This is a genomic window from Antarcticirhabdus aurantiaca (assembly GCF_009765365.1).
Classification (GTDB): Bacteria; Pseudomonadota; Alphaproteobacteria; order Rhizobiales; family Rhizobiaceae; genus Antarcticirhabdus; species Antarcticirhabdus aurantiaca.
On record NZ_VTOM01000008.1, the window covers coordinates 165,685 to 187,924 of the forward strand.

Annotated in this window: 21 protein-coding genes and 1 riboswitch; of the genes, 11 read left to right on the top strand and 10 right to left on the bottom strand. The window is 70.5% G+C overall.

The window, feature by feature from the left end; translation table 11 throughout:
- Nucleotides 1–108: 108 nt before the first annotated feature.
- Nucleotides 109–1,272 (bottom strand): DNA recombination protein RmuC, encoded by a 1,164-nt coding sequence (locus tag FZN60_RS11850; protein ID WP_158873687.1) that lies wholly within the window; start codon nt 1,270–1,272, stop codon nt 109–111.
- Nucleotides 1,273–1,421: 149 nt separating this feature from the next.
- Between FZN60_RS11850 and def the strand changes: the two genes are divergently transcribed.
- From def to FZN60_RS11870, 4 genes are all read left to right on the top strand, one after another.
- Nucleotides 1,422–1,937, top strand: a complete 516-nt coding sequence (gene def / locus FZN60_RS11855; protein ID WP_158873688.1) for a peptide deformylase — start codon at nt 1,422–1,424, stop codon at nt 1,935–1,937.
- A gap of 24 nt (nt 1,938–1,961) precedes the next feature.
- Nucleotides 1,962–2,912 carry a methionyl-tRNA formyltransferase gene (gene fmt / locus FZN60_RS11860; protein WP_158873755.1) on the top strand — a complete coding sequence of 317 codons (951 nt, stop codon included), beginning with the start codon at nt 1,962–1,964 and terminating at the stop codon, nt 2,910–2,912.
- Nucleotides 2,913–2,916: 4 nt separating this feature from the next.
- Nucleotides 2,917–3,708 carry a tRNA pseudouridine(38-40) synthase TruA gene (gene truA / locus FZN60_RS11865; RefSeq protein WP_158873689.1) on the top strand — a complete coding sequence of 264 codons (792 nt, stop codon included), beginning with the start codon at nt 2,917–2,919 and terminating at the stop codon, nt 3,706–3,708.
- A gap of 101 nt (nt 3,709–3,809) precedes the next feature.
- The gene (locus FZN60_RS11870) at nt 3,810–4,694 is read left to right on the top strand and encodes a class I SAM-dependent methyltransferase (RefSeq protein ID WP_158873690.1); all 885 of its coding nucleotides are present in this window, start codon (nt 3,810–3,812) and stop codon (nt 4,692–4,694) included.
- Between the two features lie 7 nt (nt 4,695–4,701).
- Here the strand turns inward: FZN60_RS11870 and FZN60_RS11875 are convergent, their stop codons facing one another.
- On the bottom strand, nt 4,702–5,295 hold the full coding sequence (locus tag FZN60_RS11875; protein WP_158873691.1) for a hypothetical protein: 594 nt from the start codon (nt 5,293–5,295) through the stop codon (nt 4,702–4,704).
- Nucleotides 5,296–5,303: 8 nt separating this feature from the next.
- Complete coding sequence (gene dapE / locus FZN60_RS11880; protein WP_158873692.1) at nt 5,304–6,506, bottom strand: succinyl-diaminopimelate desuccinylase; 1,203 nt, start codon at nt 6,504–6,506, stop codon at nt 5,304–5,306.
- A gap of 299 nt (nt 6,507–6,805) precedes the next feature.
- Between dapE and FZN60_RS11885 the strand changes: the two genes are divergently transcribed.
- Nucleotides 6,806–7,894 carry a lytic transglycosylase domain-containing protein gene (locus tag FZN60_RS11885; RefSeq protein ID WP_158873693.1) on the top strand — a complete coding sequence of 363 codons (1,089 nt, stop codon included), beginning with the start codon at nt 6,806–6,808 and terminating at the stop codon, nt 7,892–7,894.
- A 217-nt stretch (nt 7,895–8,111) separates the two neighbouring features.
- On the opposite strand, the gene FZN60_RS11890 is transcribed toward FZN60_RS11885, so the two are convergent.
- Both FZN60_RS11890 and dapD read right to left on the bottom strand, forming a co-directional pair.
- A complete protein-coding gene (locus FZN60_RS11890) occupies nt 8,112–8,873 on the bottom strand; it encodes a phosphodiester glycosidase family protein (RefSeq protein WP_158873694.1) in 762 nt (253 codons plus the stop codon).
- A gap of 46 nt (nt 8,874–8,919) precedes the next feature.
- Nucleotides 8,920–9,777: a 2,3,4,5-tetrahydropyridine-2,6-dicarboxylate N-succinyltransferase gene (gene dapD / locus FZN60_RS11895; protein ID WP_158873695.1), complete on the bottom strand. Its 858-nt coding sequence runs from the start codon at nt 9,775–9,777 to the stop codon at nt 8,920–8,922.
- 90 nt (nt 9,778–9,867) lie between these two features.
- Here dapD and FZN60_RS11900 point away from each other — a divergent pair, with 90 nt between their 5' ends.
- Nucleotides 9,868–10,716 (top strand): LOG family protein, encoded by an 849-nt coding sequence (locus FZN60_RS11900; protein WP_158873696.1) that lies wholly within the window; start codon nt 9,868–9,870, stop codon nt 10,714–10,716.
- A 77-nt stretch (nt 10,717–10,793) separates the two neighbouring features.
- A complete protein-coding gene (locus tag FZN60_RS11905) occupies nt 10,794–11,114 on the top strand; it encodes a hypothetical protein (RefSeq protein WP_158873697.1) in 321 nt (106 codons plus the stop codon).
- 10 nt (nt 11,115–11,124) lie between these two features.
- Here the strand turns inward: FZN60_RS11905 and FZN60_RS11910 are convergent, their stop codons facing one another.
- The 4 genes from FZN60_RS11910 to FZN60_RS11925 all read right to left on the bottom strand — a co-directional run bounded on the left by FZN60_RS11910 (nt 11,125) and on the right by FZN60_RS11925 (nt 16,583).
- A complete protein-coding gene (locus FZN60_RS11910; protein WP_158873698.1) occupies nt 11,125–11,850 on the bottom strand; it encodes a pyrimidine 5'-nucleotidase in 726 nt (241 codons plus the stop codon).
- Between the two features lie 93 nt (nt 11,851–11,943).
- Entirely contained in the window at nt 11,944–13,245 is a 1,302-nt protein-coding gene (locus FZN60_RS11915) for an MFS transporter (protein WP_158873756.1), read from the bottom strand.
- Nucleotides 13,246–13,701: 456 nt separating this feature from the next.
- The gene (argB, locus tag FZN60_RS11920) at nt 13,702–14,604 is read right to left on the bottom strand and encodes an acetylglutamate kinase (protein ID WP_246726726.1); all 903 of its coding nucleotides are present in this window, start codon (nt 14,602–14,604) and stop codon (nt 13,702–13,704) included.
- An 80-nt stretch (nt 14,605–14,684) separates the two neighbouring features.
- The gene (locus tag FZN60_RS11925) at nt 14,685–16,583 is read right to left on the bottom strand and encodes an AMP-binding protein (RefSeq protein WP_158873699.1); all 1,899 of its coding nucleotides are present in this window, start codon (nt 16,581–16,583) and stop codon (nt 14,685–14,687) included.
- Nucleotides 16,584–16,777: 194 nt separating this feature from the next.
- Nucleotides 16,778–16,869, top strand: a riboswitch (glycine riboswitch).
- Between the two features lie 181 nt (nt 16,870–17,050).
- Between FZN60_RS11925 and FZN60_RS11930 the strand changes: the two genes are divergently transcribed.
- From FZN60_RS11930 to FZN60_RS11945, 4 genes are all read left to right on the top strand, one after another.
- On the top strand, nt 17,051–18,340 hold the full coding sequence (locus FZN60_RS11930; protein ID WP_158873700.1) for a D-amino acid dehydrogenase: 1,290 nt from the start codon (nt 17,051–17,053) through the stop codon (nt 18,338–18,340).
- A 78-nt stretch (nt 18,341–18,418) separates the two neighbouring features.
- Nucleotides 18,419–19,255, top strand: coding sequence for an N-acetylmuramidase domain-containing protein (locus FZN60_RS11935; RefSeq protein ID WP_246726728.1), 837 nt, complete (start codon nt 18,419–18,421; stop codon nt 19,253–19,255).
- 150 nt (nt 19,256–19,405) lie between these two features.
- The gene (gene otsB, locus FZN60_RS11940; RefSeq protein WP_158873701.1) at nt 19,406–20,140 is read left to right on the top strand and encodes a trehalose-phosphatase; all 735 of its coding nucleotides are present in this window, start codon (nt 19,406–19,408) and stop codon (nt 20,138–20,140) included.
- Nucleotides 20,137–21,540, top strand: coding sequence for an alpha,alpha-trehalose-phosphate synthase (UDP-forming) (locus FZN60_RS11945; RefSeq protein WP_158873702.1), 1,404 nt, complete (start codon nt 20,137–20,139; stop codon nt 21,538–21,540). Before otsB ends, FZN60_RS11945 begins: the two co-directional genes overlap by 4 nt.
- Here FZN60_RS11945 and FZN60_RS11950 read toward each other — a convergent pair.
- Nucleotides 21,524–22,210, bottom strand: coding sequence for a hypothetical protein (locus FZN60_RS11950; RefSeq protein WP_158873703.1), 687 nt, complete (start codon nt 22,208–22,210; stop codon nt 21,524–21,526). The genes FZN60_RS11945 and FZN60_RS11950 overlap by 17 nt on opposite strands.
- Nucleotides 22,211–22,240 lie beyond the last annotated feature (30 nt).

Sequence of the window (22,240 nt, forward strand, 5' to 3'; positions counted from 1 at the left end):
CGCGAATCGCTGTTTTGATCCCTTGATTTTTACTTTTCGTTCACGAACACTTTGATTCCGTCTCGAAACGCTGCTGAAACCTTTCGGAAACCGTAGCCGCCGCAGGGCTCACTCGGCCGGCGCGAAACCGCGCTCGATCGGGGCGACGGGAGCCTCGCCGACGTCGATCTCCGCCACCCGGATGCCCCGCCGCCGCAACTTCTCGGCCGAGACGACGATCGCCTCGATGTCGCGCAGGGCCTGTCCGAAATGCGTCTGCAGGCCGGTGACGCGGCCGGCGAGCCGCTCGACGTCCTCGGCGATCAGCGCGACTTCCCGCTGGATGCGATGGGCCTCCTCGCGCATGCGCGCGTCCTTGCAGATCGAGCGGGCGAGTTGCAGGGCCAGGAGAAGCAGCGAGGGCGAGACGACGAGGACGCGCAGCCGCTGCGCCCGCTCCAGCGCGTCGGGGAAGTGCTCGTGGAGGTCGGCGAAAACCGATTCGGAGGGCACGAACATCAGCGCCACCTCCTGCGTGCGGCCGGGCAGGAGGTACTTCTCCGAGATCGCCCGCGCGTGAACCTCCATGTCGCGGGCGACCCGGCGGGCGGCGAGGGTGCGCGCGTCTTCGGTGTCCGCCTCGCGAAAGGCGAGAAAGGCTTCGAGCGGGAATTTCGCGTCGATGGCGAGCGGCGGCACCTCGCGCCCCATCGAAACGAGGCAGTCCGGCCGCTTGCCGTTGGGCAACGGCGCGTTGAAGGCGTAGGCCGAGGCGGGCAGCGCGTCGGCGACGATGGAGCGCATCCGCCCCTCGCCGAAGGCTCCGCGCGCCTGTTTGTCGGACAGGATGTCCTGCAGCCGCACCATCTCGCCGGCGAGGTCGCGGATCTCGCTCTGCGCCCTGTCGATGACGGCGAGGCGCTCGGCGAGCACCGACAGGCTCGCGCCGGTCTGCCCGGCACTGTCGCGCAAGGTCTGCCCGACGCGCGCCGTCATGCCGTCGAGCCGCTCCGACACCGCGCGGGCGAGGTCCGACTGCCGGGCGCCGAGATGCTCGGCCATGGCATGGACGCGCCCGTTGGTCTCGGCCTGCGAGGCGAGGATCGCATCGAGCCGGGCGAGCGCCGCGTCCAGCTCGGCGCCCGACGCCGCCCCGCCGGCACGCGGCCGCCGCCGCAACAGGACGGCAGTCGCGAGAAGAAGCGCGAGCCCGGCCGCCCAGCCGGGCACGGGCAGCGGCCCGAGATGAACGAGCGGTTCGGCGAGGAGCGCAAGAAGATCGTCGCGTGTCATGCGGGGAAGGGTTGCGGGCAAATGTTGAACGGAACGGATCAAAGCGGGAACGTCCCCGCTGTCCCCGTTTGTTTTCCCCAGCTTTTCACACGCGTCTCCGGCGCGAATCGCAGTTGACCGGGCCCCGCGCCGCCATTACGTCCGCGCGCATGACGATCAAGCCGCTCATCATCCTTCCCGATCCCCTTCTGCGCGTGCAGTCCAAGCCCGTGGAGCGGGTCGACGAGGCGGTGAAGCGCTTCGCCGACGACATGCTGGAGACCATGTACGACGCGCCGGGCATCGGCCTCGCGGCGATCCAGGTCGGCGAGCCGTTGCGCATGCTCGTGATCGACCTCGCCAAGGAGGACGAGCCCAAGGCGCCGCAGGTCTTCCTGAACCCCGAGATCCTGTCGTCGTCCGAGGCGCGCAGCATCTACGAGGAAGGCTGCCTGTCGATCCCCGACTACTATGCCGAGGTCGAGCGTCCGGCCACCGTCCGCGTCCGCTATCTCGGCCTCGACGGTCAGATGCACGAGGAGGAGGCGGACGGGCTCCTCGCCACCTGCCTCCAGCACGAGATCGACCACCTCAACGGGGTCCTGTTCATCGATCACATCTCCAAGCTGAAGCGCGACATGGTGGTGAAGAAGTTCACCAAGCAGGCCCGTCGGGCGGTCGGCTGAGGCGGGCGCGTGCGCGTCGTCTTCATGGGCACCCCGGACTTCGCGGTGCCGACCCTCGCGGCGATCCACGGCGCCGGTCACGAGATCGCCGCCGTCTATACCCAGCCGCCGCGCGCCGCCGGGCGTCGCGGTCTCGCGCTGACGCCCTCGCCCGTGCAGGTGCGCGCCGAGGCGCTGGGCCTCGATGTCCGCTCGCCGCTGAACTTCAAGGATCCGGCCGAGCGCGAGCGATTCGCCGCGCTCGGGGCCGATGTCGCGGTGGTCGTCGCCTACGGCCTCCTCCTGCCGCAGCCCGTTCTCGACGCGCCGCGCCTCGGCTGCTTCAACCTTCACGGCTCGCTCCTGCCGCGCTGGCGGGGCGCCGCGCCCATTCAGCGCGCGATCGAGGCCGGCGACGCGCGGACCGGCGTCATGGTCATGCGCATGGAAGCCGGGCTCGACACCGGCCCGGTGGCGCTGACGGCCGAGACGCCGATCGGCGAGTCGGACACGGCCGGCGATCTGTCTCAGCGCCTGTCGGCGATCGGGGCCGATCTCGTCGTCGAGGCGCTGGCCCGGCTGGCGGCTGGCGACCTGCCGCTGGAAAGCCAGGACGAGCTGACGCGGCGCACCGGCGTCGCGCCGACCTATGCCAGGAAGATCGACAAGGCCGAGGCGGCGCTGGACCTGACGGGCGACGCGGCCGTTCTCGCGCGCCGGATCAACGCCTTCTCGCCCGCCCCCGGCGCGCACCTGACGGTCGATCTCGGCAACGGTCCGGAGCGGCTGAAGGTGCTGCGGGCGCGCGCAGAGGAGGGGCGCGGCGACGCCGTGCCCGGCACGCTTCTCGACGACGGGCTTCGTCTGGCCTGCGGGCGCGGCGCGCTGCGGCTCCTCGACGTCCAGCGCGCGGGCTCGAAGGCGATGGGCGCCGCGCAGTTCCTGGCGGGCACGCGGCTGAAGGTCGGCGCCTCGATCCTGCCGGCGGCCGGCTGAGCCCGTGCCGCGCTACAAGCTCACCGTCGAATATGACGGCACCTCCTATTGCGGCTGGCAGCGGCAGGCGAACGGCTGGTCGGTCCAGGAAGCGATCGAGACGGCGCTGCACAAGCTCTCGGGCGAGACGGTGACCCTGTTCGGAGCGGGGCGCACCGACGCGGGCGTCCATGCGAGCGGCCAGGTCGCCCATGCCGACCTCACCCGCGCCTACCCGACCGACACGGTTCGCGATGCCCTCAACGCGCATCTTCGCGAGGAGCGGATCGCGATCCTGACCGCCGAGGTCGCGCCGGACGGCTTCGACGCGCGCTTCTCGGCGACGCAGCGCCACTACCTCTACCGCATCCTCAACCGCCGGCCGCCCGCGGCGCTCCTGGCCGGCCGCGTCTGGTGGGCCTGGAAGCACCTCGACGAGCGCGCCATGCACGAGGCCGCCCAGCGGCTCGTCGGGACCCACGACTTCAACACCTTCCGCTCCGCCCACTGCCAGGCGAAGAACCCGGTGCGCACCCTCGAGCGGCTCGACGTGACGCGCGAGGGCGAGGAGGTGCATATCCGCGCCTCGGCGCAGTCCTTCCTCCACAACCAGATCCGCTCCTTCGCCGGCACGCTGAAGCTCGTCGGGGAGGGGCGCTGGAGCGCCGAGGACGTCGCTTCTGCGCTTGCCGCGCGCGACCGCACCCGCTGCGGGCCCGTCGCCCCGCCGGACGGCCTTTATCTCACCGGCGTCGACTACGGCACCGGCCGCAAGCGCACTCTGCCTGAAACCTGGCCGCCGCGATCGGCGGAATGAACCGGCCTGCGCGGTCGCGTTATCCATAAACCGACTCATCCGAGGCCGCGAGTTGCGTCCCCGCGCGCGGCGGATACCCTCGCCCGCGAAGAGGGATGGTCATGAGCGATCGGTTCGGCAAGCAGATCCTGCGGAAGATCCTTCCGCAACGCGCACTCGAGATCGGCAAGCGCGGCATGGCGCGCGGGCGCCTCGACCGCGCCGAGCGCGCGCTGCGCGGAGCCGCCGAGGGGCCGAACTGGCTGGACCCGTCGATGATTGACGCTCTGGCGAGGCGCTATCCGGTGACGCGCGGCCTGGAGCCCGCCTCGGCGCCAAGCCCCAACCGCGAGGAGGCGCGCCGCACCATCCGCCAGTGCGGCGAGGGCGCACGCACGGTTCTGGAGGTCGGCGGCGGTCCGGGACTCGTCTCCTGGGGCATCGCGGAAACGGGGCGGCTGGCGACCTGCATCGACATCCTCGACGAGTTCCATCCCGGCGCCGTCGCGGCGGGCGTGCGGCCGGTGGTCGGCGACGGCTGCGCCATGCCCTTTTCCGATGACGAGTTCGACGCGGCTTTTTCCTACAACAGCTTCGAGCACATCCACGAGCCGCGCGCCGCCCTCATGGAGATGGCGCGGGTCGTGCGGCCGGGCGGGCGCATCCACGTCGCCTTCGCGCCGATCTACAACGCGCCGCTCGGCCTCCACGCCTTCCTGGAGTTCGGCATCCCGTTCATCCAGCACCTGTTTCGCGAGGACGACATCCGCCCGCGCGTCACCAGCCCGGACCTGTGGAACCTCAACCACTGGCCGCTCGCCCGCTACCGGGCGCTATGGGACGACGTCGAGGCGACGGGGCGCCTGCGCCGCGTGGCCTACAGCGAGGAGCGCGACTTCGGCGGCGTCGAGCTCATCGCCGAGTTCCCCTCCTGCTTCGCCAAGATCAGCCGGGACATCGACGAGTTCATCATGTCCAAGCTGGTGGTGACCTTCGAGGTGGCCTGAGGCCGGCCTAGAGGAGCCTCACGCCGGTCACGTCCATGACCGCGCCGTAGGAGATCAGCGAGGCGACCACCATCAGCGCCACCACGGCCGTGGCCGCCGCGACGTCGCGCCCGAGCGCGGTCGAGACGAGGCGCACGGTGAGGGCGATGGAGCCGATCGACAGGACGAGCCCGACGAGCGAGGCGCCCGCGCCCGCCCCGAAGGCGAGCAGCATGAGCCAATAGGGCACGAAGCCCCAGGCGATCAGCGCGCCGCCCCAGTTGGCCGCGATGATCAGCGGCACGACCTTGCGCGAGAACCCGATGCGCCGGGCGATCACCATCAGGATGACCACCGGCAGGATCCAGCCGAGGAGGTCGGCGAGCGCGTGCGCGCCGTAGATGAGGACGGGGTCGCGCGGCATGCCGGGCTCGACCACCTCCTCAACCTGCCGGAACTCGATCCAGGACAAGGCGAGCGCGGGTAGGGCCACGGGGATGGCCGCGAAGGACTCCCAGAAGCCGTCGGCCGAAATGTCGAGGCGCTTCAAGCCTTCGGTTCGGCCGCGCATCAGGTCGAAGGCGCCGGCGAAGTAGTCGAGTATCCGGGCCAGCTCTGGCATGGACGGTCTTATCCTCTCGCGGCGAACCAGCCGGACACGAAACGACGGTAGATCTCGGTCAGCTGCTCGAGATCGGCGACGCTCGCCCGCTCGTCCACCTTGTGCATGGTCTGTCCGACGAGGCCGAACTCGGCGACGGGACAGTGGTTCTTGATGAAGCGCGCGTCCGAGGTGCCCCCGGAGGTGGAGAGCGCCGGCCGGCGCCCGGTGACGGCCTCGACCGCCTCCGACAGGGTGCGCGCCAGCGCGTCGTCCGTCGTCAGGAATACGTCGGAGACGGGCGCCTTCCATTCGACCCGCCAGTGTGGAGCCTGCGCACCCTCCCGCATCGGCATGGCGCCCGCGGCGGCCGTCAGCCGGCGCTCGATCTCGGCCTTCAGCGTGGTCCCGCTCCATTCGTCGTTGAAGCGGACGTTGAAGGACAGGCGCGCGCGTGCCGGAATGACGTTCAGCGAGGGATTGCCCGTGTCGACGGAGACGATCTCGAGGTTGCTCGGGTCGAAGCGCGCGTTGCCCGCATCCAGCGGCGGGTCGATCAGGCTCTGCCCGAGCGCGAGGAGCAGCGGGATCGGATTGGCGGCGAGGTGCGGATAGGCCGCGTGCCCCTGGACGCCGTCGACGTGGACGTGGCCGGACAAGGAGCCGCGGCGGCCGATCTTGATCATGTCGCCGAGCGCCGCCGGATTGGTCGGCTCGCCGACGATGCAGGCGTCGAAGCGCTCGCCGCGGTTCCGAGCCCAGTCGAGAAGCTTCACCGTGCCGTTGATCGCCGGCCCTTCCTCGTCGCCGGTGATCAGCAGCGAGATGCGGCCCGTCGCCGGCAGCTCGCCCGCCGCCGCCATGCGGCCGAGCGCGGCCAGGAAGCAGGCGATGCCGCCCTTCATATCGACGGCGCCCCGGCCCCAGACGAAGCCGTCGCGGATCGCGCCGGAGAACGGGCCCTCGCGCCAGTCCTCTGCGGCGCCCGGCGGCACGACGTCGGTGTGGCCGGCGAAGACGAGGTGCGGCCCCGTCTCGCCGCGGCGGGCGAAGAGGTTCTCGACGTTCGGCGTGTCCGGCTCGGAGAAGACCGGTCGTTCGACGGCGAAGCCGAGGGGGCGGAGCATGGCTTCGAGCGCGGCCAGCGCGCCGCCCTCCTCCGGCGTCACGGAGGGGCAGCGGATCAGGGCCGAGAGAAGAGCGGAGGGGTTTGTCGGATCGGGTATGGTCATGGTGCAGCGCGAGGAAGAGTAGAAGCTGGAGGCGGGCGGAAACAAGGGCAACCATGCGGAGAAATGGGTTCCCGGCGCGTCGTCGGGCGATGCGGCCCGGCCACAGGCTTGTGCAAAACTTAACGGGGCGTTGCCGCCGGGTGCCGGCAGCCCGGTTCCGCCATGGTTCGGCCTTGATCAGGCCTGAATCGAGCCGGGAGTGTTGCGGAACGTGTCCGCCGGTCTGCCGTGTCGCTTTCGACAGGCCGGGCCGGGCAGGTGGCCCGACGCTAGGTTCAACGGTCCGGAAAGGACGCTGCATGCCCGTCCCGTCGCTCGCCCGCAGCCGCGCGGCTGCCCGCTCCATCGGCACCATGCTCGCCATCGTCGTGGGGGCGGGCGCCTTGAGCGGATGCCTCGCGCAGGGCGCGACGGAATACGATGCGGCACAGAACGGGGCGCTGGGACGCTCCACCGGGGCGATCCCCGTGCCGGCGCTCGCCCCGCGGGCGGCGGAGGGCAAGGGCTCGCGCCTCGCCCGCGCCGAGACCGCGCCCAAGGACAAGGTCCAGAGCGGCAAGGACCGGGACGCGCTCCTCACCGAAGTGGCCTACGCGCCGAGCCGCGAGCGGGTGGCGGAAGCCTTCGCCCAGGCCGAGACGCGGGGCAGCACGATCTCCGGCTCCACGGCCATCGACGCGCTGATCGAGAAGCACGCTCGCGAGAACGGCATTCCCCCGGCTCTCGCCTACGGCTTCGTTCGGGTCGAGAGCCGCTACAATCCGAGCGCCAAGGGCAGCGGCGTCTACGGCCTGTCGCAGATCAAGCCGTCGACCGCCCGCGGGCTCGGCTTCTCGGGGCCGACGACGGCACTGTTCGATCCCGACACCAACCTTCGCTACGGCATGCGTTATCTCGCCGGCGCCTGGCAGAAGGGCGGCGGCGACGTCTGCATGGCCGCGATGAAGTACAAGGGCGGCCACCGCGCGACGCGCATGACGAAATCGACCCTGAGCTACTGCGCTGCGGTGAAGCGCGAGATGGCGAAGGTGTCCGGGCGCTCGCGCATGCCGGAGACCGTGATCGCCGCCGCGCTGAAGGAAAAGCCGGAGACCGCCGCGGCCGTGGCGCTGACGCAGACCGCGGCGCCGAAGACCACCGCGAGCGCCGCAATTGCCGCCGCCTCGCAGACCCCCGAAGCCCGCGCCGTCGCGCTGACCGCCGGCGAGACCAAGGCCGCGGCCGCGTCCGAGGCGATCGCCGCCGCGGCCGTCGCCGTGCCCGCAGCCCGCCCGGCCGCCAGCGATGCCGCGCGCGAGATCGCCAGCGCCGCGCCCGTTTCCGCCAAGAGCGGCCGCATCGGCCACCACGCAGCGGGCGACGTTCCGGTCCCGTCCTTCGCGGACTGACCGGCGGTTTCCTGCCGCCCCTGGGGCGCACGCATCCCTTTTCACATCGTCGTCCCGGCTGCCGAGCCGGGATCTGGTCCGGATCGCCGGGCGAGGGAGCGAACCCTCGACCGCTTCCCTCGTGTTTGAGGCGAAGGCATGGATCCCGCGTCAAGCACGGGATGACGCATTCGGGAGAAGCCGGACGGGACGCGGATGCGGGGGGCGCGTGCGCCTCTTACCGGTCGGTCACCGCCAGGATCGGTCCGAGCTGGTCGCGCTGGTAGTTGATGCCGAGGGCGGGGTAGAAGAGGCTCGATACCTGCCCATCGAAGAACAGCGCGTCGCGGCAGCCCAGCGTGTCGCGGAAGAACAGCGCGAAGTCCCAGAAGTTGACGGCCCGGCGCGACAGGACGAGGTGCACGATGCGCCCGTCAGCGCTGGCGCAGACGCCGTTGCGCACGTAGCGGCTCGGCGAGTTCTCGATGAAGCGGGGGTGAAGCTCGCCCTCGATCAGCAGCATGGGCCCCGACTGCGTGGCGAGGTCGGGCGCGTGGTTGCCCGCAAGATAACGCTCCGTCTCCATCACCGCGGCGCGGCCGTTCTCGACGAAGAAGATGCCGTTCGGCTTCAGCGTGAAGTTGGCGTTGCGCCCGTCGCTCGTGTTGACGCGCGTGACCTCCCGCCCGTCCTGGACGGCGAGGCCGACGGGCCGACGGTTCTCGTGGTACATGCCGGCGTTCACCGCCAGTTCCAACTTCGCGCCGGCACCGGCCAGCGCGTCACGCGCCCGCTCGAAGTTGCGGAAGGGCGCGCGATTCGCGTCCTCGGCGAGGAGGCGGAGGGCGTGCCGCTCGAGATCGACGTCGCACACGACGTAGTCCCCGCCCGCGCCGCTCGCGGTGCGGCAGAGACCCTGATGGTCGGGCGGGATCGACGGCACCGGCATCAGCCAGCCGAGCAGCGACGAGACGAGGATCGGCAGCGGCCAGAGCGCCATGGCGACGTCCTTCGAAACGGGGAGCTTCCGGCTGGCCGGAGACGGCTCAGGTGCGCAGGAGGTCGTTGATCGCGGTCTTCGAGCGGGTCTTCTCGTCGACGCGCTTGACGATCACGGCGCAGTAGAGCCCCGGACCCGGCTCGCCGTTGCCCATGGGCTTTGCGGCGGGCAGCGAGCCCGCCACGACCACGGAATAAGGCGGCACTTCGCCGTAGGTGATCGAGCCGGTCTCGCGGTCGACGATCTTGGTCGACTTGCCGATATAGACGCCCATGCCGAGCACAGAGCCCTCGCGCACGATGCAGCCCTCGACGACCTCGGAGCGGGCGCCGATGAAGCAATTGTCCTCGATGATCGTCGGCCCCGCCTGCATGGGCTCCAGGACGCCGCCGATGCCGACGCCGCCCGACAGGTGGACGTGGGCGCCGATCTGGGCGCAAGAGCCGACCGTCGCCCAGCCGTCGACCATCGTGCCCTCGCCGACATAGGCGCCGAGGTTGACGAAGGAGGGCATCAGGATCGCGTCGCGGCCGATAAAGGCCGAGCGGCGTACGATGGAGCCGGGAACGGCGCGGATGCCGGCCGCGCGGAAGCGCTCCGCGTCCCATCCGGCGAACTTCGAGGGCACCTTGTCCCACCAGATGGCGCCGCCGGGGCCACCCTCGATGATCTCCATGTCGTTGAGGCGGAAGGACAGGAGCACCGCCTTCTTCAGCCACTGGTGGACGGTCCAGGTGCCGTCCTCCCCGCGCGAGGCGACGCGCATCGTGCCCGAATCGAGCGCTTCGAGGGCCGCTTCGACGGCGTCGCGCACTTCGCCCGTCGTTGCCGGGGAAAGCTCGGCACGCGCCTCGAAGGCGGCGTCGATCACCCGTTCCAGCTCGGTCGCATCGGAAGCGCTCATCGCGTCGGTCCTCAAGGTTCGAAAGCTCGGTCCGCTCTATTAGATGAGCGGGCAAGCGGTCAATCGAAGCGGAGGCTCGAGGAGGCAGGCATGGCGGACGAGAACGACACCGAGAACTGGGATCCGTTTCCGAGTTCGAGCACCGACGCGAAGCTCGCGCAGATCAAGCCGGACACCCCGCAGACGCGTTCGCCGACCTACCGGCTAGCCTATGACGACCCCGACTTCCTGACGCTGGAGGCGACGCGGGGCGTGCGGCTCCAACTCGAACTGATGAAGCCGGAGATGACGCTGGCCGAGGCCGGCATCCTGTCGACCGTCGTGCTTTTCGGCGGCGCGCGGATCCCCGAGCCGGGACAGGCGGCTTGGGCGGCCCGCAACGAGGGGCAGAAGGCGCGGCTGGAAGCGAATTCGCGCTATTACGAGGAAGCGCGGGAGTTCGCGCGGCTGTGCTCGCGCCATTCCGCCACTTCGTCCGGCAGCAAGGAATTCGTGATCGTCACCGGCGGGGGGCCGGGCGTCATGGAAGCGGGCAACCGCGGAGCGTCCGAAGTGGGCGCGCCCTCGATCGCGCTCAATATCACGCTCCCGCACGAGCAGGCGCCCAACCTCTACGCCACGCCCGAGCTCTGCTTCAACTTCCACTACTTCGCCATCCGCAAGATGCACTTCCTTCTGCGGGCGAAGGCGATGGCGATCTTTCCCGGCGGCTTCGGCACGCTCGACGAGATGTTCGAGGCGCTGACGCTGATCCAGACGGGCCGGATGCAGCCGATCCCGGTGATCCTGTTCGGCGAGAGCTTCTGGCGGCGCGTGATCAACTTCGAGGCTCTGGCCGAGGAGGGCACGATCGCGCCGGAGGACCTCGACCTCTTCTCGTTCGTCGACAGCGCGGAGGAGGGCTGGGCGCGCATCCGGAGCTTCTACGACTTCGCCTGACCGGAACCCGGAGGCCTCGCACGGACTTTTGCCGGGAAGCGGCCGGCGCTTCGGCCGGCACCGGAAAGGCTTCTCCCATGACCGAGTCCCAGGACGGCGACATCATCCGCGCGCAACAGATGAAGGCGGTGCGCGAGCACATCCCGCTCGACGATGCCCACCCTCCGCGCGAGCGCCCGGACCTCGACCCCAGCTCCTTCGAGGCGCGACGCGCCGCCGAGCGCGGCGAGGTGCGCTACGAGGTGGAGCAGCAGGACGCGATCCTCGCCGCCAACCGGAAGTTCGCCGGCGACGGGCAGAAGGGCGAGGCGAGCGAGGCCGCCTTCGTGGCGGACGCGGCCGCGCACGGCCAGGGCGGCGGGCTCGCCCGCAAGGGGCGCTCGATCCTCGGCGACTGAGCCGCCACTTTCAGGCGCCCTGGATGCGGCGCAGGAAGGTCGCGAGATCGTCGGTCACGAAGTCGATATGGTCGGCTTCGCGGCCTTCGTGCTCCCAGTAGTCGCCGAGCGTCGATTCGAAGTTGCGCGGCGCGACGAGCACCGTGCGCATGCCGACGCGCGCCGGCACTTCAAGGTTGCGCGCGAGGTCCTCGAACATCGCGGCCCGCGGCCCGTCGATGCGGTGGAGCCCCATGAACTTGTCGTAGGTCTCGCCCGCGGGCTTGGGCACGAGGCCCGCCGCGACGATGTCGAAGATGTCCTCGAAATGGTCGAGGATGCCGAGCATCCGGGCGGTGCGCTCGGCATGGCCGCGATCGCCGTTGGTGAAGATGAACTTGCGGCCGGGCAGGCGCCGGATCTCCTCGCCGAGCGCGGGATCGGGCGCGAGCCAGGAATAATCGATGTCGTGGACGAAGCTCAGGAAGGCGTCGGGGTCGACCCGGTGCTCCTCCATCAGGCCGCGCAGCGTCGTTCCGTGGCGGCGATAAAGGTCCTTCTGGAGCAGCTTCGCCTCGTCCGGCTCCATCTGCAGGAGCTCGGCGACGAAGGCGGTCATCCGCTTGTCGATCTGGCTGAAGAGGTCGGTGTGGCGGGGATAGAGCGTGTTGTCGAGGTCGAAGACCCAGTCCTGCACGTGGTCGAAGTCGGCCGGCTCGGCGTCGCGGGTCCGCCCGATGGGCGCAGCTTGCGTCATGGGGTCGGGCTCCTGAGCTGACCGTCGATGGTTCGTCCGGTTGTGGGCCGGGCGGGGGCGCGCGTCAACGACGCGCCCCCGCGCCCCGGCTCGTCAGCGCGCCGCGCGGGTTCGCGCGAGCGGGATGAGGAGGAGGGCGACGAGCGTCACCGCCGCCGCGCCCGACAGGTACCAGCCGACCGCGGCGATGCCGTGGTCGCGGGCGAGCGAAGTCGCGACGTAAGGGGCCAGCGAAGCGCCGACGATGCCGCCGAGATTGAAGGTCATCGAGGCGCCGGTGTAGCGCACCGCCGTCGGGAAGAGCTCGGCGAGCGCCGTTCCGAGCGGGCCGTAGGTGAGGCCCATCAGCGCGAAGCCGACGATCAGGAACAGCCCGACCGAGACGGCCGTGCCAGCGCCGAAGAGCGGCGGGAAGGCGAAGCCGTAGGCGAGGATCGCGAGCGAGGCGCCGACGAGCACCGCGCGCTGGCCGTAGCGGTCGGCGAGCACGGCCGAGATCGGGATCGTCAGACCGAAGAACACGACGCCGAGCATCTGGAGCGGCAGGAACTGCTCGCGCGTGAAGCCGAGGGTGCCGGTGCCGTAGGACAGGGTGAACACCGTCATCAGGTAGAACAGCGTGAACGTCGCGAGCGCCCCGAGCGTGCCGAGGACGAGAAGGCCGAGATGGCTGCCGAAGACGGTGGCGATCGGCACGCGCACGCGCTCGTGGCGGTCGATCGCCTTCTGGAAGGCGGGCGTCTCGTGGATCTTCAGGCGAACGTAGAGGCCGACGAAGACGAGGAGCGCGCTCGCCAGGAACGGCACGCGCCAGCCCCAGGCGAGGAAGTCGGCGTCCGACAGAAGCTCGACGAGGAGAAGGAAGCTGCCCGTGGCGCAGATGAAGCCGATCGGCGCGCCGAGCTGCGGGAACATGCCGTACCAGGCCTTCTTGCCCTCGGGCGCGTTCTCCGTCGCCAGCAGCACCGCGCCGCCCCATTCGCCGCCGAGCCCGAGACCCTGGCCGAGACGGCAGAGCGCGAGAAGCAGGGGCGCGAGGATGCCGACCTGCGCGTAGGTCGGCAGGACGCCGATGAGGACGGTGGAAACGCCCATGGTCATGAGCGCCGCGACGAGCGTCGCCTTGCGCCCGATCCGGTCACCGTAATGGCCGAAGATCGCCGCGCCGACGGGGCGCGCGAAGAAGGCGATGGCGAAGGTCGCGAAGGACTGGAGCGTCGCGCTGGTCGGATCCGAGGAGGGGAAGAACAGCGTCGGGAACACGATCACCGCGGCGGTCGCGTAGATGTAGAAGTCGAAGAACTCGATCGTCGTGCCGATGAGGCTGGCGAAGAGGACGCGGGCCTTGGAGTTGACGGGCGCGGCGGCGCTCGCGCCGGAGGGCGCGGGAGACAGGGCTGACACGGAAGCGGGCTTTCACGGCATGGAACGGGGCGTAACGACCGTTACGCTTTTCGGCCTGCCGATAGCACGCGCATGCTGCGATGCGCAAATCGAAGGGTTAAGTGGTTGACGGGGAGCGAGAAAAACCGAGTTCGCCGCCGCGACCCTCGCCAGCGTTCCGCGTCTCCACATCCTTACGAGGCGCCTTTCAGCTGCGCCTGCCTCCACCCCCTTCGTCATCCCGGGCTTGACCCGGGATCCATTCCAAATCGTCGAGTGGGGGCAGCGCGATAGGCCGGTGAGCGGGTGGCGTCGACCGGTTCTGCCATGACGGGCGCGGAGGCATGGATCCCGGGTCAAGCCCGGGATGACGAAGCGGAAATGAGCAGAAGGAAAGGGACGGAGGAAAGGAAGAAGGGAAGAAGGGAGGGAATGGGGCCGGCGGACCGTAGTCCCCTCCCGAGCCCCTCAGGGCACGATCAGCGTGCCGGCGCCGTGCTCGGTCAGGAGTTCCAGCAGCACCGCGTGGCGGGTCTTGCCGTTGAGGATGACGACGCCCTCGACGCCGCGCTCGATCGCCTCGATGCAGGTCTCGACCTTGGGGATCATGCCGCCCGAGATCGTGCCGTCGGCGATCAGCGCCCGGGCCTGGGCGACGGACAGCTCCTTGATGAGCTGCTTGTCGGCGTCGAGGACGCCGGGCACGTCGGTGAGGAACAGGAGGCGCGAGGCCTGGAGGGCGCCGGCGATGGCGCCGGCGAAAGTGTCGGCGTTGATGTTGTAGGTGTGACCGTCGCGGCCGGGCGCGACCGGCGCGATCACCGGGATCATCTCGGAGCGGGCGAGGAGGTCGAGAAGCGTGCGGTCGACCTCGACGGGCTCGCCGACGAAGCCGAGGTCGAGCACGCGCTCGATGTTGGAATCGGGGTCGAGGTAGCGCTTCTCCGCCTTGCGGGCGAAGACCATGTTGCCGTCCTTGCCGCAGAGGCCGATGGCCCACTCGCCCTCGGCATTGATGAGGGCGACGATCTCCTTGTTGATGGAGCCCGCGAGGACCATCTCGACGATCTTCACCGTCGCCTCGTCGGTGACGCGAAGGCCCCCCTCGAAGCGCGATTCGATGCCCATCTGCTTGAGCATCGCGCCGATCTGCGGCCCCCCGCCGTGAACGACGATCGGGTTGACGCCGGACTGCTTGAGAAGCGCGATGTCGCGGGCGAAGGCCTGGCCGAGCGACGGGTCGCCCATGGCGTGGCCGCCATACTTCACGACCACCGTCTTGTTCTCGTAGGCCTGCATGTAGGGCAGGGCTTCGGCGAGGACGTGCGCCCGCGCCTCGTTGGAATTCATCGCGACCGCGCCGTCACTCATCCGCTCAGCTCCATGGCTGCCAAACCGTCGGGGCGGCTTCTATCGGAGGACCGCGACAAACGGAATAAGTCAGCTTTGACTTATCGGGCGAGGGCCTGTCGCACGAGGTCGATGGCGGCGGGATCCTCGATCGTCGCGGGCATGTCGAAGCCTTCGCCCTCCGCCAGCGCCTTCATGGTGCGGCGCAGGAGCTTGCCCGAGCGCGTCTTGGGCAGCTTGTCGACCACGACCACGCGCCGGAAGGCGGCGACCGGGCCGATGCGGTCCCGCACGATGGCGACGACCTCGCCCTCCACGGCCTCGGGCGCCGCGCCGTTCTTCAGCACCACGAAGCCGCAGGGCACCTCGCCCTTGAGCGGGTCGCGCATGCCGATCACGGCGCATTCGGCGACGAGCGGGTGCGAGGCGACGGCCTCCTCCATCTCGCCGGTGGAGAGGCGATGGCCGGCGACGTTGATGACGTCGTCGGTGCGGCCCATCACGTAGAGGTAGCCGTCCGCGTCGAGGAAGCCGCCGTCGGAGGTGGAGTAATAGCCGGGCAGGGCGGCGAGGTAGCTTTCGCGGAAGCGCGCGTCGGCGTTCCAGAGCGTCGGCAGGGCGCCGGGCGGCAGCGGCAGGCGGATGGCGATCGCGCCCATCTCGCCGGGGGCAAGCGGCCGCCCGCCCTCGTCGAGGATCTCGACGCGGTAGCCGGGGAGGGCGACGCCGGGGCTGCCGTGCTTGACGGGCAGGAGGCCGAGCCCGAGCGGATTGGCCGCCACCGGCCAGCCTGTCTCGGTCTGCCACCAATGATCGATCACCGGCTTGTCCAGCGCGCCTTCCGCCCAGCGGATCGTGTCGGGATCGGCCCGCTCGCCCGCGAGATAAAGGGCTGCGAAGCGCGACAGGTCGAAGCGCTTCGGGAGCCGCCCCTCGCCGTCCTCCTTGCGGATGGCGCGGATGGCGGTCGGCGCGGTGAAGAGCACCTTGACGCCGTTCTCGGATATCACCCGCCAGTAGGTCGAGGCGTCCGGGGTTCCGACCGGCTTGCCCTCGAAGAGGATCGAGGTGCAGCCCTTCAGGAGCGGCCCGTAGACGATGTAGGAATGGCCGACCACCCAACCGACGTCGGAGGCCGCCCAGAAGGTCTCGCCGGCCTTGGTGCCGAAGACGGCCTCCATCGACCAGTGGAGCGAAACCATGTGCCCGCCATTGTCGCGCACCACGCCCTTCGGCTTGCCCGTCGTGCCGGAGGTGTAGAGGACGTAGAGAGGGTCGGTGGCGAGGACGTCCTCGCAAGGGCTTTCCTCGCCCGCGTCGATCCGCGCGAGTGCAGCTTCGCGAAGCGCGGCCCAGTCGTGGTCGAAGCCCGCCGTCAGGTCGCAGGGCCCCTGCGGGCGCTGGAGGACGATGGCCGCGTCCGGCTTGTGGGCGGCGAGCTCCACCGCCTTGTCGAGGAGCGGCTTGTAGTCGACGCGGCGCGCCGGTTCTATGCCGCAGGAGGCCGACAGGATCAGCTTCGGCTGGGCGTCGTCGATGCGCGCGGCGAGTTCGCGCGGGGCGAAGCCGCCGAAGACGACCGAATGGATCGCGCCGATGCGCGCGCAGGCGAGCATGGCCACCGCCGTTTCCGGCACCATCGGCATGTAGATCACCACGCGGTCGCCCTTGGCGACGCCGAAGCCGCGCAGCGTCAGGGCGAGCGCCTTCACCTCGCGCAGGAGCTCGGCATAGGTGAATGCGCGCTTGGTGCCGGTGACGGGCGAATCGTACTGGATCGCGACCTGTGCGCCGCGGCCGTTCGCGACGTGGCGGTCGAGCGCGTTGTGGCAGGTGTTGCAGAGCGCGTCCGGGAACCAGCGGCCGTAGACGCCGGCCGCGGGATCGAAGATGCGCTCGGGCTCGCGGAGCCAGTCGATGCCGCGCGCGGCTTCGCGCCAGAAGTTCTCCGGGTCGCGCTCCCAGGCAGCATAGGTCTCGGCGTAGCGGCTGCCGGTCATGGGCTCTCCTCCGCGGGCCCGCCGCGTTTGTGGCCGCCGCGCCTCCCAGCGCGGGCGGCCGCGCGAGCCCTCCTCACGCGCCAATCTACGGAAAGCGGCGAACAAGGAAAGGCGACGAAGGATCAAGGATCGCCATCGGGCGATAGAGAATCCCACTTGCCCGATCGGGACTTCGGGCGTATCATCTTTGCCATCGACGCCAAGCGGGAGAGACCGGCCCTTCGAGGCCGGCGCCGAAGGAGCAACCGCCCCGGAATCTCTCAGGCAAAAGGACCGCCTGGCGTCTGGTCTAAGTCCGAAGAGTGACGATGCGGGCGCGTGTCCGGATCGTCCGCCGAAGGAGAAAGCGGCAGACGGGAAATCCCTCCTGCGCCGTGAAGCTCTCAGGCCTCATGACGGGCGGGGCACCTTCAGTCGATCGAGGCGTTCTGCGGGCGGAGCCCCGAACGCCGGACAAGGACCCGTCCATGACCAGCATCGCCGTCATCGGCGCCGGCATCACCGGCGTGACCACAGCTTATCAGCTCCTCGCCCGCGGCTTCGACGTGACGCTCTTCGAGCGGCACAACTCCGCCGCCATGGAGACCTCCTTCGCCAACGGGGGACAGCTCTCCGCCTCGAACGCCGAGGTCTGGAACCACCCCGCGACGTTCCTGAAGGGCATCAAGTGGATGCTCAAGAAGGACGCCCCGCTGCTGGTTCACCCGCAGCCGACCTGGCACAAGCTCTCCTGGATGGCCGAGTTCGTCGCCGCCGCGCGCTCCTACGAGGACAACACAGTGACGACCGTGCGCATGGCCATCGCCGCGCGCCGCCACCTCCTCGCCATGGCCGAGGCCGAAGGCATCGCATTCGACGCGGAAAAGCGCGGCATCCTCCACTTCTACGAGACCGCTCACGATTTCGAGCATGCCGGCCGCGTCAACGCGCTCCTGAAGAAGGGCGGCCTCGACCGGCGCGCCGTCTCGGCCGAGGAGGTCGCGCGCATCGAGCCGGCGCTGGCGAACGGCCGCTTCGTCGGCGGCTACTTCACCGAAAGCGACTTCACCGGCGACATCCACCTCTACACGGTCGGTCTCGCCAAGGCGTGCCTGCGCCGCGGTGCCGTCATGCGGCTCGGCACCGAGGTCGCGAACCTCGCCCGCCTGCCGGACGGCGGCGTCGAAGTGGCGTTCCGTGCCGCGGGCTCGAACGCGACGGCGGACGCGCAGCGCTTCGACGCCGTGGTGGTGACGGCGGGCGTCGCCTCGCGCCGCTTCGCCGCCATGCTCGGCGACCGCGTCAACATCTATCCCGTGAAGGGCTATTCGGTGACGCTGGAACTCGCCGACGAGGCGAGCCGCGCGGCGGCGCCCTGGGTCAGCCTCCTCGACGACAAGGCGAAGATCGTCACCAGCCGCCTCGGGCCGGACCGGCTGCGCATCGCCGGCACGGCCGAGTTCGCCGGCGAGGACCGCACCGTCCGGGACGCCCGCATCCGCCCGCTCGTCGCCTGGTCGGAGCGCCTCTTCCCCGGCATCCGTCCGGCCGCGACCAACCCCTGGGCGGGCCTTCGTCCGATGATGCCGAACATGATGCCGCGCGTCGGCCGGGGTTCGCATCCCGGCGTCTTCTACAACACCGGCCACGGCCATCTCGGCTGGACGCTGTCGGGCGCCACCGCGGACATGGTCGCCGCCGAGGTCGCCGCCGCCTTCGGGCGCACGCGCGTTCCCGGCTCGGCCGTCGGGGCCGGATCGCCGCTCGTCGCCGCCTGACGCGCCGGCGACGTTTTCCCCGCGCAAGCCGACCGGCCGCATGATCGCGGCCGGTCGCAACAGCGGGGAGAAGCGTGCATGACGATGATCGAGCCGGAGGTGATCGAGGCGGCGCGCCGCGTCGGCGCCGCGCGCGAACTGCCGCCCGAAGTCCTTCTCGCGGTCTCGCTTGTCGAGACCAATGCCGTCGCCCACGCGCGGGTCGGCGACCGGCGCGAGCCGCTGATCCGTTTCGAGGGCCACTACTTCGACCGCCGCCTCGGTGGCGAAGCGCGCGAGCGCGCCCGCGCCGCCGGCCTCGCGAGCCCGAGCGCCGGGGCCGTCGCCAACCCCGCCTCGCAGGCCGCGCGCTGGGCGCTGCTCGGCCGCGCCGCCGCGATCGATGCCGAGGCCGCCTATGCCTCGGTGTCCTGGGGGCTCGGCCAGGTCATGGGGGCGCACTGGCAGCGCCTCGGCTTCGCCAGCGCCCGGGCCTTGGCGGCACACGCGCGCTCGGGCACCCAAGGCCAGCTCGATCTGTGCGCGCGCTTTCTTCTCGCCGAAGACCTCGTCGACCGGCTCGTCGCGAAGGACTTCGCCGGCTTCGCGCGCCGCTACAACGGCCCGAACTACCGCACCAACCGCTACGACGAGAAGATCGAGGCCGCCTTGCGGCGCGCCGACGCCCTGCTCGATGCCGGACCCGCCGTCCCGGCGGCGGCCTTCGGGCGCGGCGCGCGCGGACAAGGGGTGTTCGACCTTCAGGAAGCCTTGGCCGAAGCCGGACACGGCTTGAGTGTCGACGGGGTGTTCGGGCCCGGCACGGAGACGGCCCTGCGCGCCTTCCAGGAGCGCCGCGGCCTGACACCCTCGGGCATCGCCGACGCGGCGACCCTGGCAGCGCTGGGCGGCGGACGGGAGGGCAGCTGCGGATAACGAAGCCGGCCCGATTCCCACTGTTGCCGGCCGGCGAAGGTGGGAATCGGTTGCCGCCGGGGACGGCGGCCTTATGTCTGGAACGAACCCCGGATTGACGAACGCCGGCGCGGCCGTTCTCCGCCTCGCCGGCCTCATGCCGTTGGAGCCATGTCGGAACCCGCGCCCTTCGACCCCGCCCGCCACGCCCTGTTCCTGGATTTCGACGGAACGCTCGCCCCGCTCGTCGCCGATCCCGGCGCCGTGCCGGTGACGCCGGCGCTCGTCTCCCGCCTCGGCGCAATCGCCCGGGAGACGAACGGCGCACTGGCGATCGTGTCCGGCCGGCGCATCGCCGATCTCGACCGCTTCCTCGCGCCGCTCGACTTCGCCGCGGCCGGTGTCCACGGGCTGGAGCGCCGGGCGCGACCGGGTGGCCGGGTGGAGAGCATCGCATCGCCCGAGGACCTCGACGACGTGCGCATGCGGCTTCGCGACGGCGTCGCGGCCGAGCCGCGGCTGGCGCTGGAGGACAAGGGCACGGCGCTCGTCCTGCATTATCGCACGGCGCCCGACCTCGCCGAGGCGGCCGCGCGGCTGATGGCCGAGGCGGTGACGGATCGCGAGGGACTGTCGGTGCTCCACGGCGACATGATCGTCGAAGTTCACCCCGCCGGCATGGACAAGGGCGTCGCCGTCGCGGCCTTCATGGCCGAGGCGCCCTTTGCCGGGCGCGTGCCGGTCTATCTCGGCGACGACCGGACCGACGAGTTCGCGCTCGGCGTCGTGGAGGAGCGCGGCGGCCTCGCCGTCAAGGTCGGGCGGCACCCGAGTGTCGCGCGTCATCGCTTGGCGGACGTGTCGGCGGTCCATCGCTGGCTCGGCGTCGCGGAGGCCTCGCGATGAGCGCCGTGGAGCGGGAACGGCGGCTCGTCGTCGTTTCGAACCGGGTCGGGCCGCTCGACGACGAGGGGAAGGCGGGCGGCCTCGCGGTCGGCCTCGCCGACGCCCTGCGGCGCCGCGGCGGCCTCTGGTTCGGCTGGAGCGGGGATACCGCGGAGAACGCCGCCGCAGCCAAGGAAAAGACCGAGATCGTCGGGGACACCGCGCTCGTCACGATCGACATGACCGAGGAGGAGCTGAACGGCTTCTATCTCGGCTATGCCAATCGCACCCTATGGCCGCTTCTTCATTACCGGCTCGACCTCGCCGAGTTCGACCGCGGATCGGAGGCGATCTATCGCGGCGTCAACGCGCGCTTCGCCGAGCGCCTGATGCCGCTGATCGACGCGGACGACCTCGTCTGGGTCCACGACTACCATTTCTTCTTCTTCGGCGCGGAGCTGCGCCGTCTCGGCTTTTCCGGCCGTCTCGGCTATTTCCTGCACATTCCCTTTCCCCCGCCCGAGATCGTCTCGGCCCTGCCGGCCGCGCACGATCTCGTCTCGGCCATGCTCGCCTTCGACGTCCTCGGCTTCCAGACCGAGACCGACCGGGCCAACTTCGCGGCCTTCGTCACGCGCGAGCTCGGCGGCGAGGCGGGCGAGGACGGGCTTCTGACGCTCGACGACCGCGAAGTCGTCGCCCGCGCCTTTCCGATCGGCATCGACGCGGAGGGCTTCGAGCGCTTCGCGCTCTCGCCCGAGGCCGGCGAGCACGAGGAGATGCTGCGCGACATCGCCCGCGATCGCGTCCAGATCGTCGGCGTCGACCGCATGGACTATTCCAAGGGGCTGGTGGAGCGGCTGCGCGGGTTCGGGCGCCTGCTCGAAGAGCACCCCGACACGCACGGCCGCGTGCAGTTCCTGCAGATCGCCCCGCTCTCGCGCGCCGAGCTGGAAGCCTACGCGGCGCTGCGCCGGGAGCTCGAGGAACTGGCCGGCCACATCAACGGGCGCTTCGCCACGCTCGACTGGACGCCCGTCACGATCATGACGCGGCCTTTCACGCGGCGCGCGCTCGCCGGCATCTATCGCGGCGCGCGGGTCTGCCTGGTCACGCCGCTGCGCGACGGCATGAACCTCGTCGCCAAGGAGTTCGTCGCGGCGCAGGATCCCGGCGACCCCGGCGTCCTCGTCCTGTCGCGCTTCGCCGGCGCGCGTGCGGAGTTGGGCGAGGCCCTGATCGTCAATCCGCACTCGGCCGACGATCTTGCCAAAGCCCTGCGCACGGCCATCGCCATGGAACCGGACGAGCGCCGGCGCCGCCATGCGGCGCTTCGCGACGCCGTCTTCAACAACACGGCGGCCGACTGGTGCGAGACCTTCCTGGCGGTGCTGGAGGACGACCTCAAGCTGCCGGCTTGAACTTGAAGGCGACCAGCCAACTCTCCTGCCAAGCGTCGAAGGCGGCCTGCGCCTCGGCGAGTTCCGGCGGCTCCACGTAGGGCGCGCCCGTCGCGGTGCTTTCGGCCAGCGCCGCGTTCTTCTTCGCCTTGGCGGCGTCCAGCGCGGCGGTCAGCCTGCTTTGCTCGGTCTCCTTGGCGCCGATCGCGGCGATGGAGACGAAGCCGAACGAGCCGTCCTCGAAGCGTCCGCCCATGACGAACTCGCCGGGCGGGAAGAGCTCGCGGTTCTTGACCACGGTGTGCGTGATCGTCCGCATCAGGAACTGCTTGTAGGTCGCCTTGTCGTCGAGGGCCTGCTCGACGGCGAATCTCCGGTTGAAGGCGTCGGCGCCGTAGCGGATGGCGTCGGCGAGGGCGAGCTTGGCGGCGGGATCGCTGATGGCGAAGTCGTCCGAGTCGATGAATTCCAACGCCTCCTTGGCCGCGCCGGTCGGCTCGGGCTTCATGTCGAGGAGCGCGCCGCTGATGGTCGACAGGGCGAGGGTCCGGGCGGCGCTCGGCTGGACGGAAACGCCCGGCGCGCCCGGCCGGGCAGCGGCGTCGCCGAAGACCGAGGCGGGCTGGGCCGCGAGCCTCGATGGCGGGGCGAGCAGACTGGCGGCGGTGGACAGCGCGGACAGGGAGGTCATCGTCGGATCCGGTTGACGCGCGAAATGGCG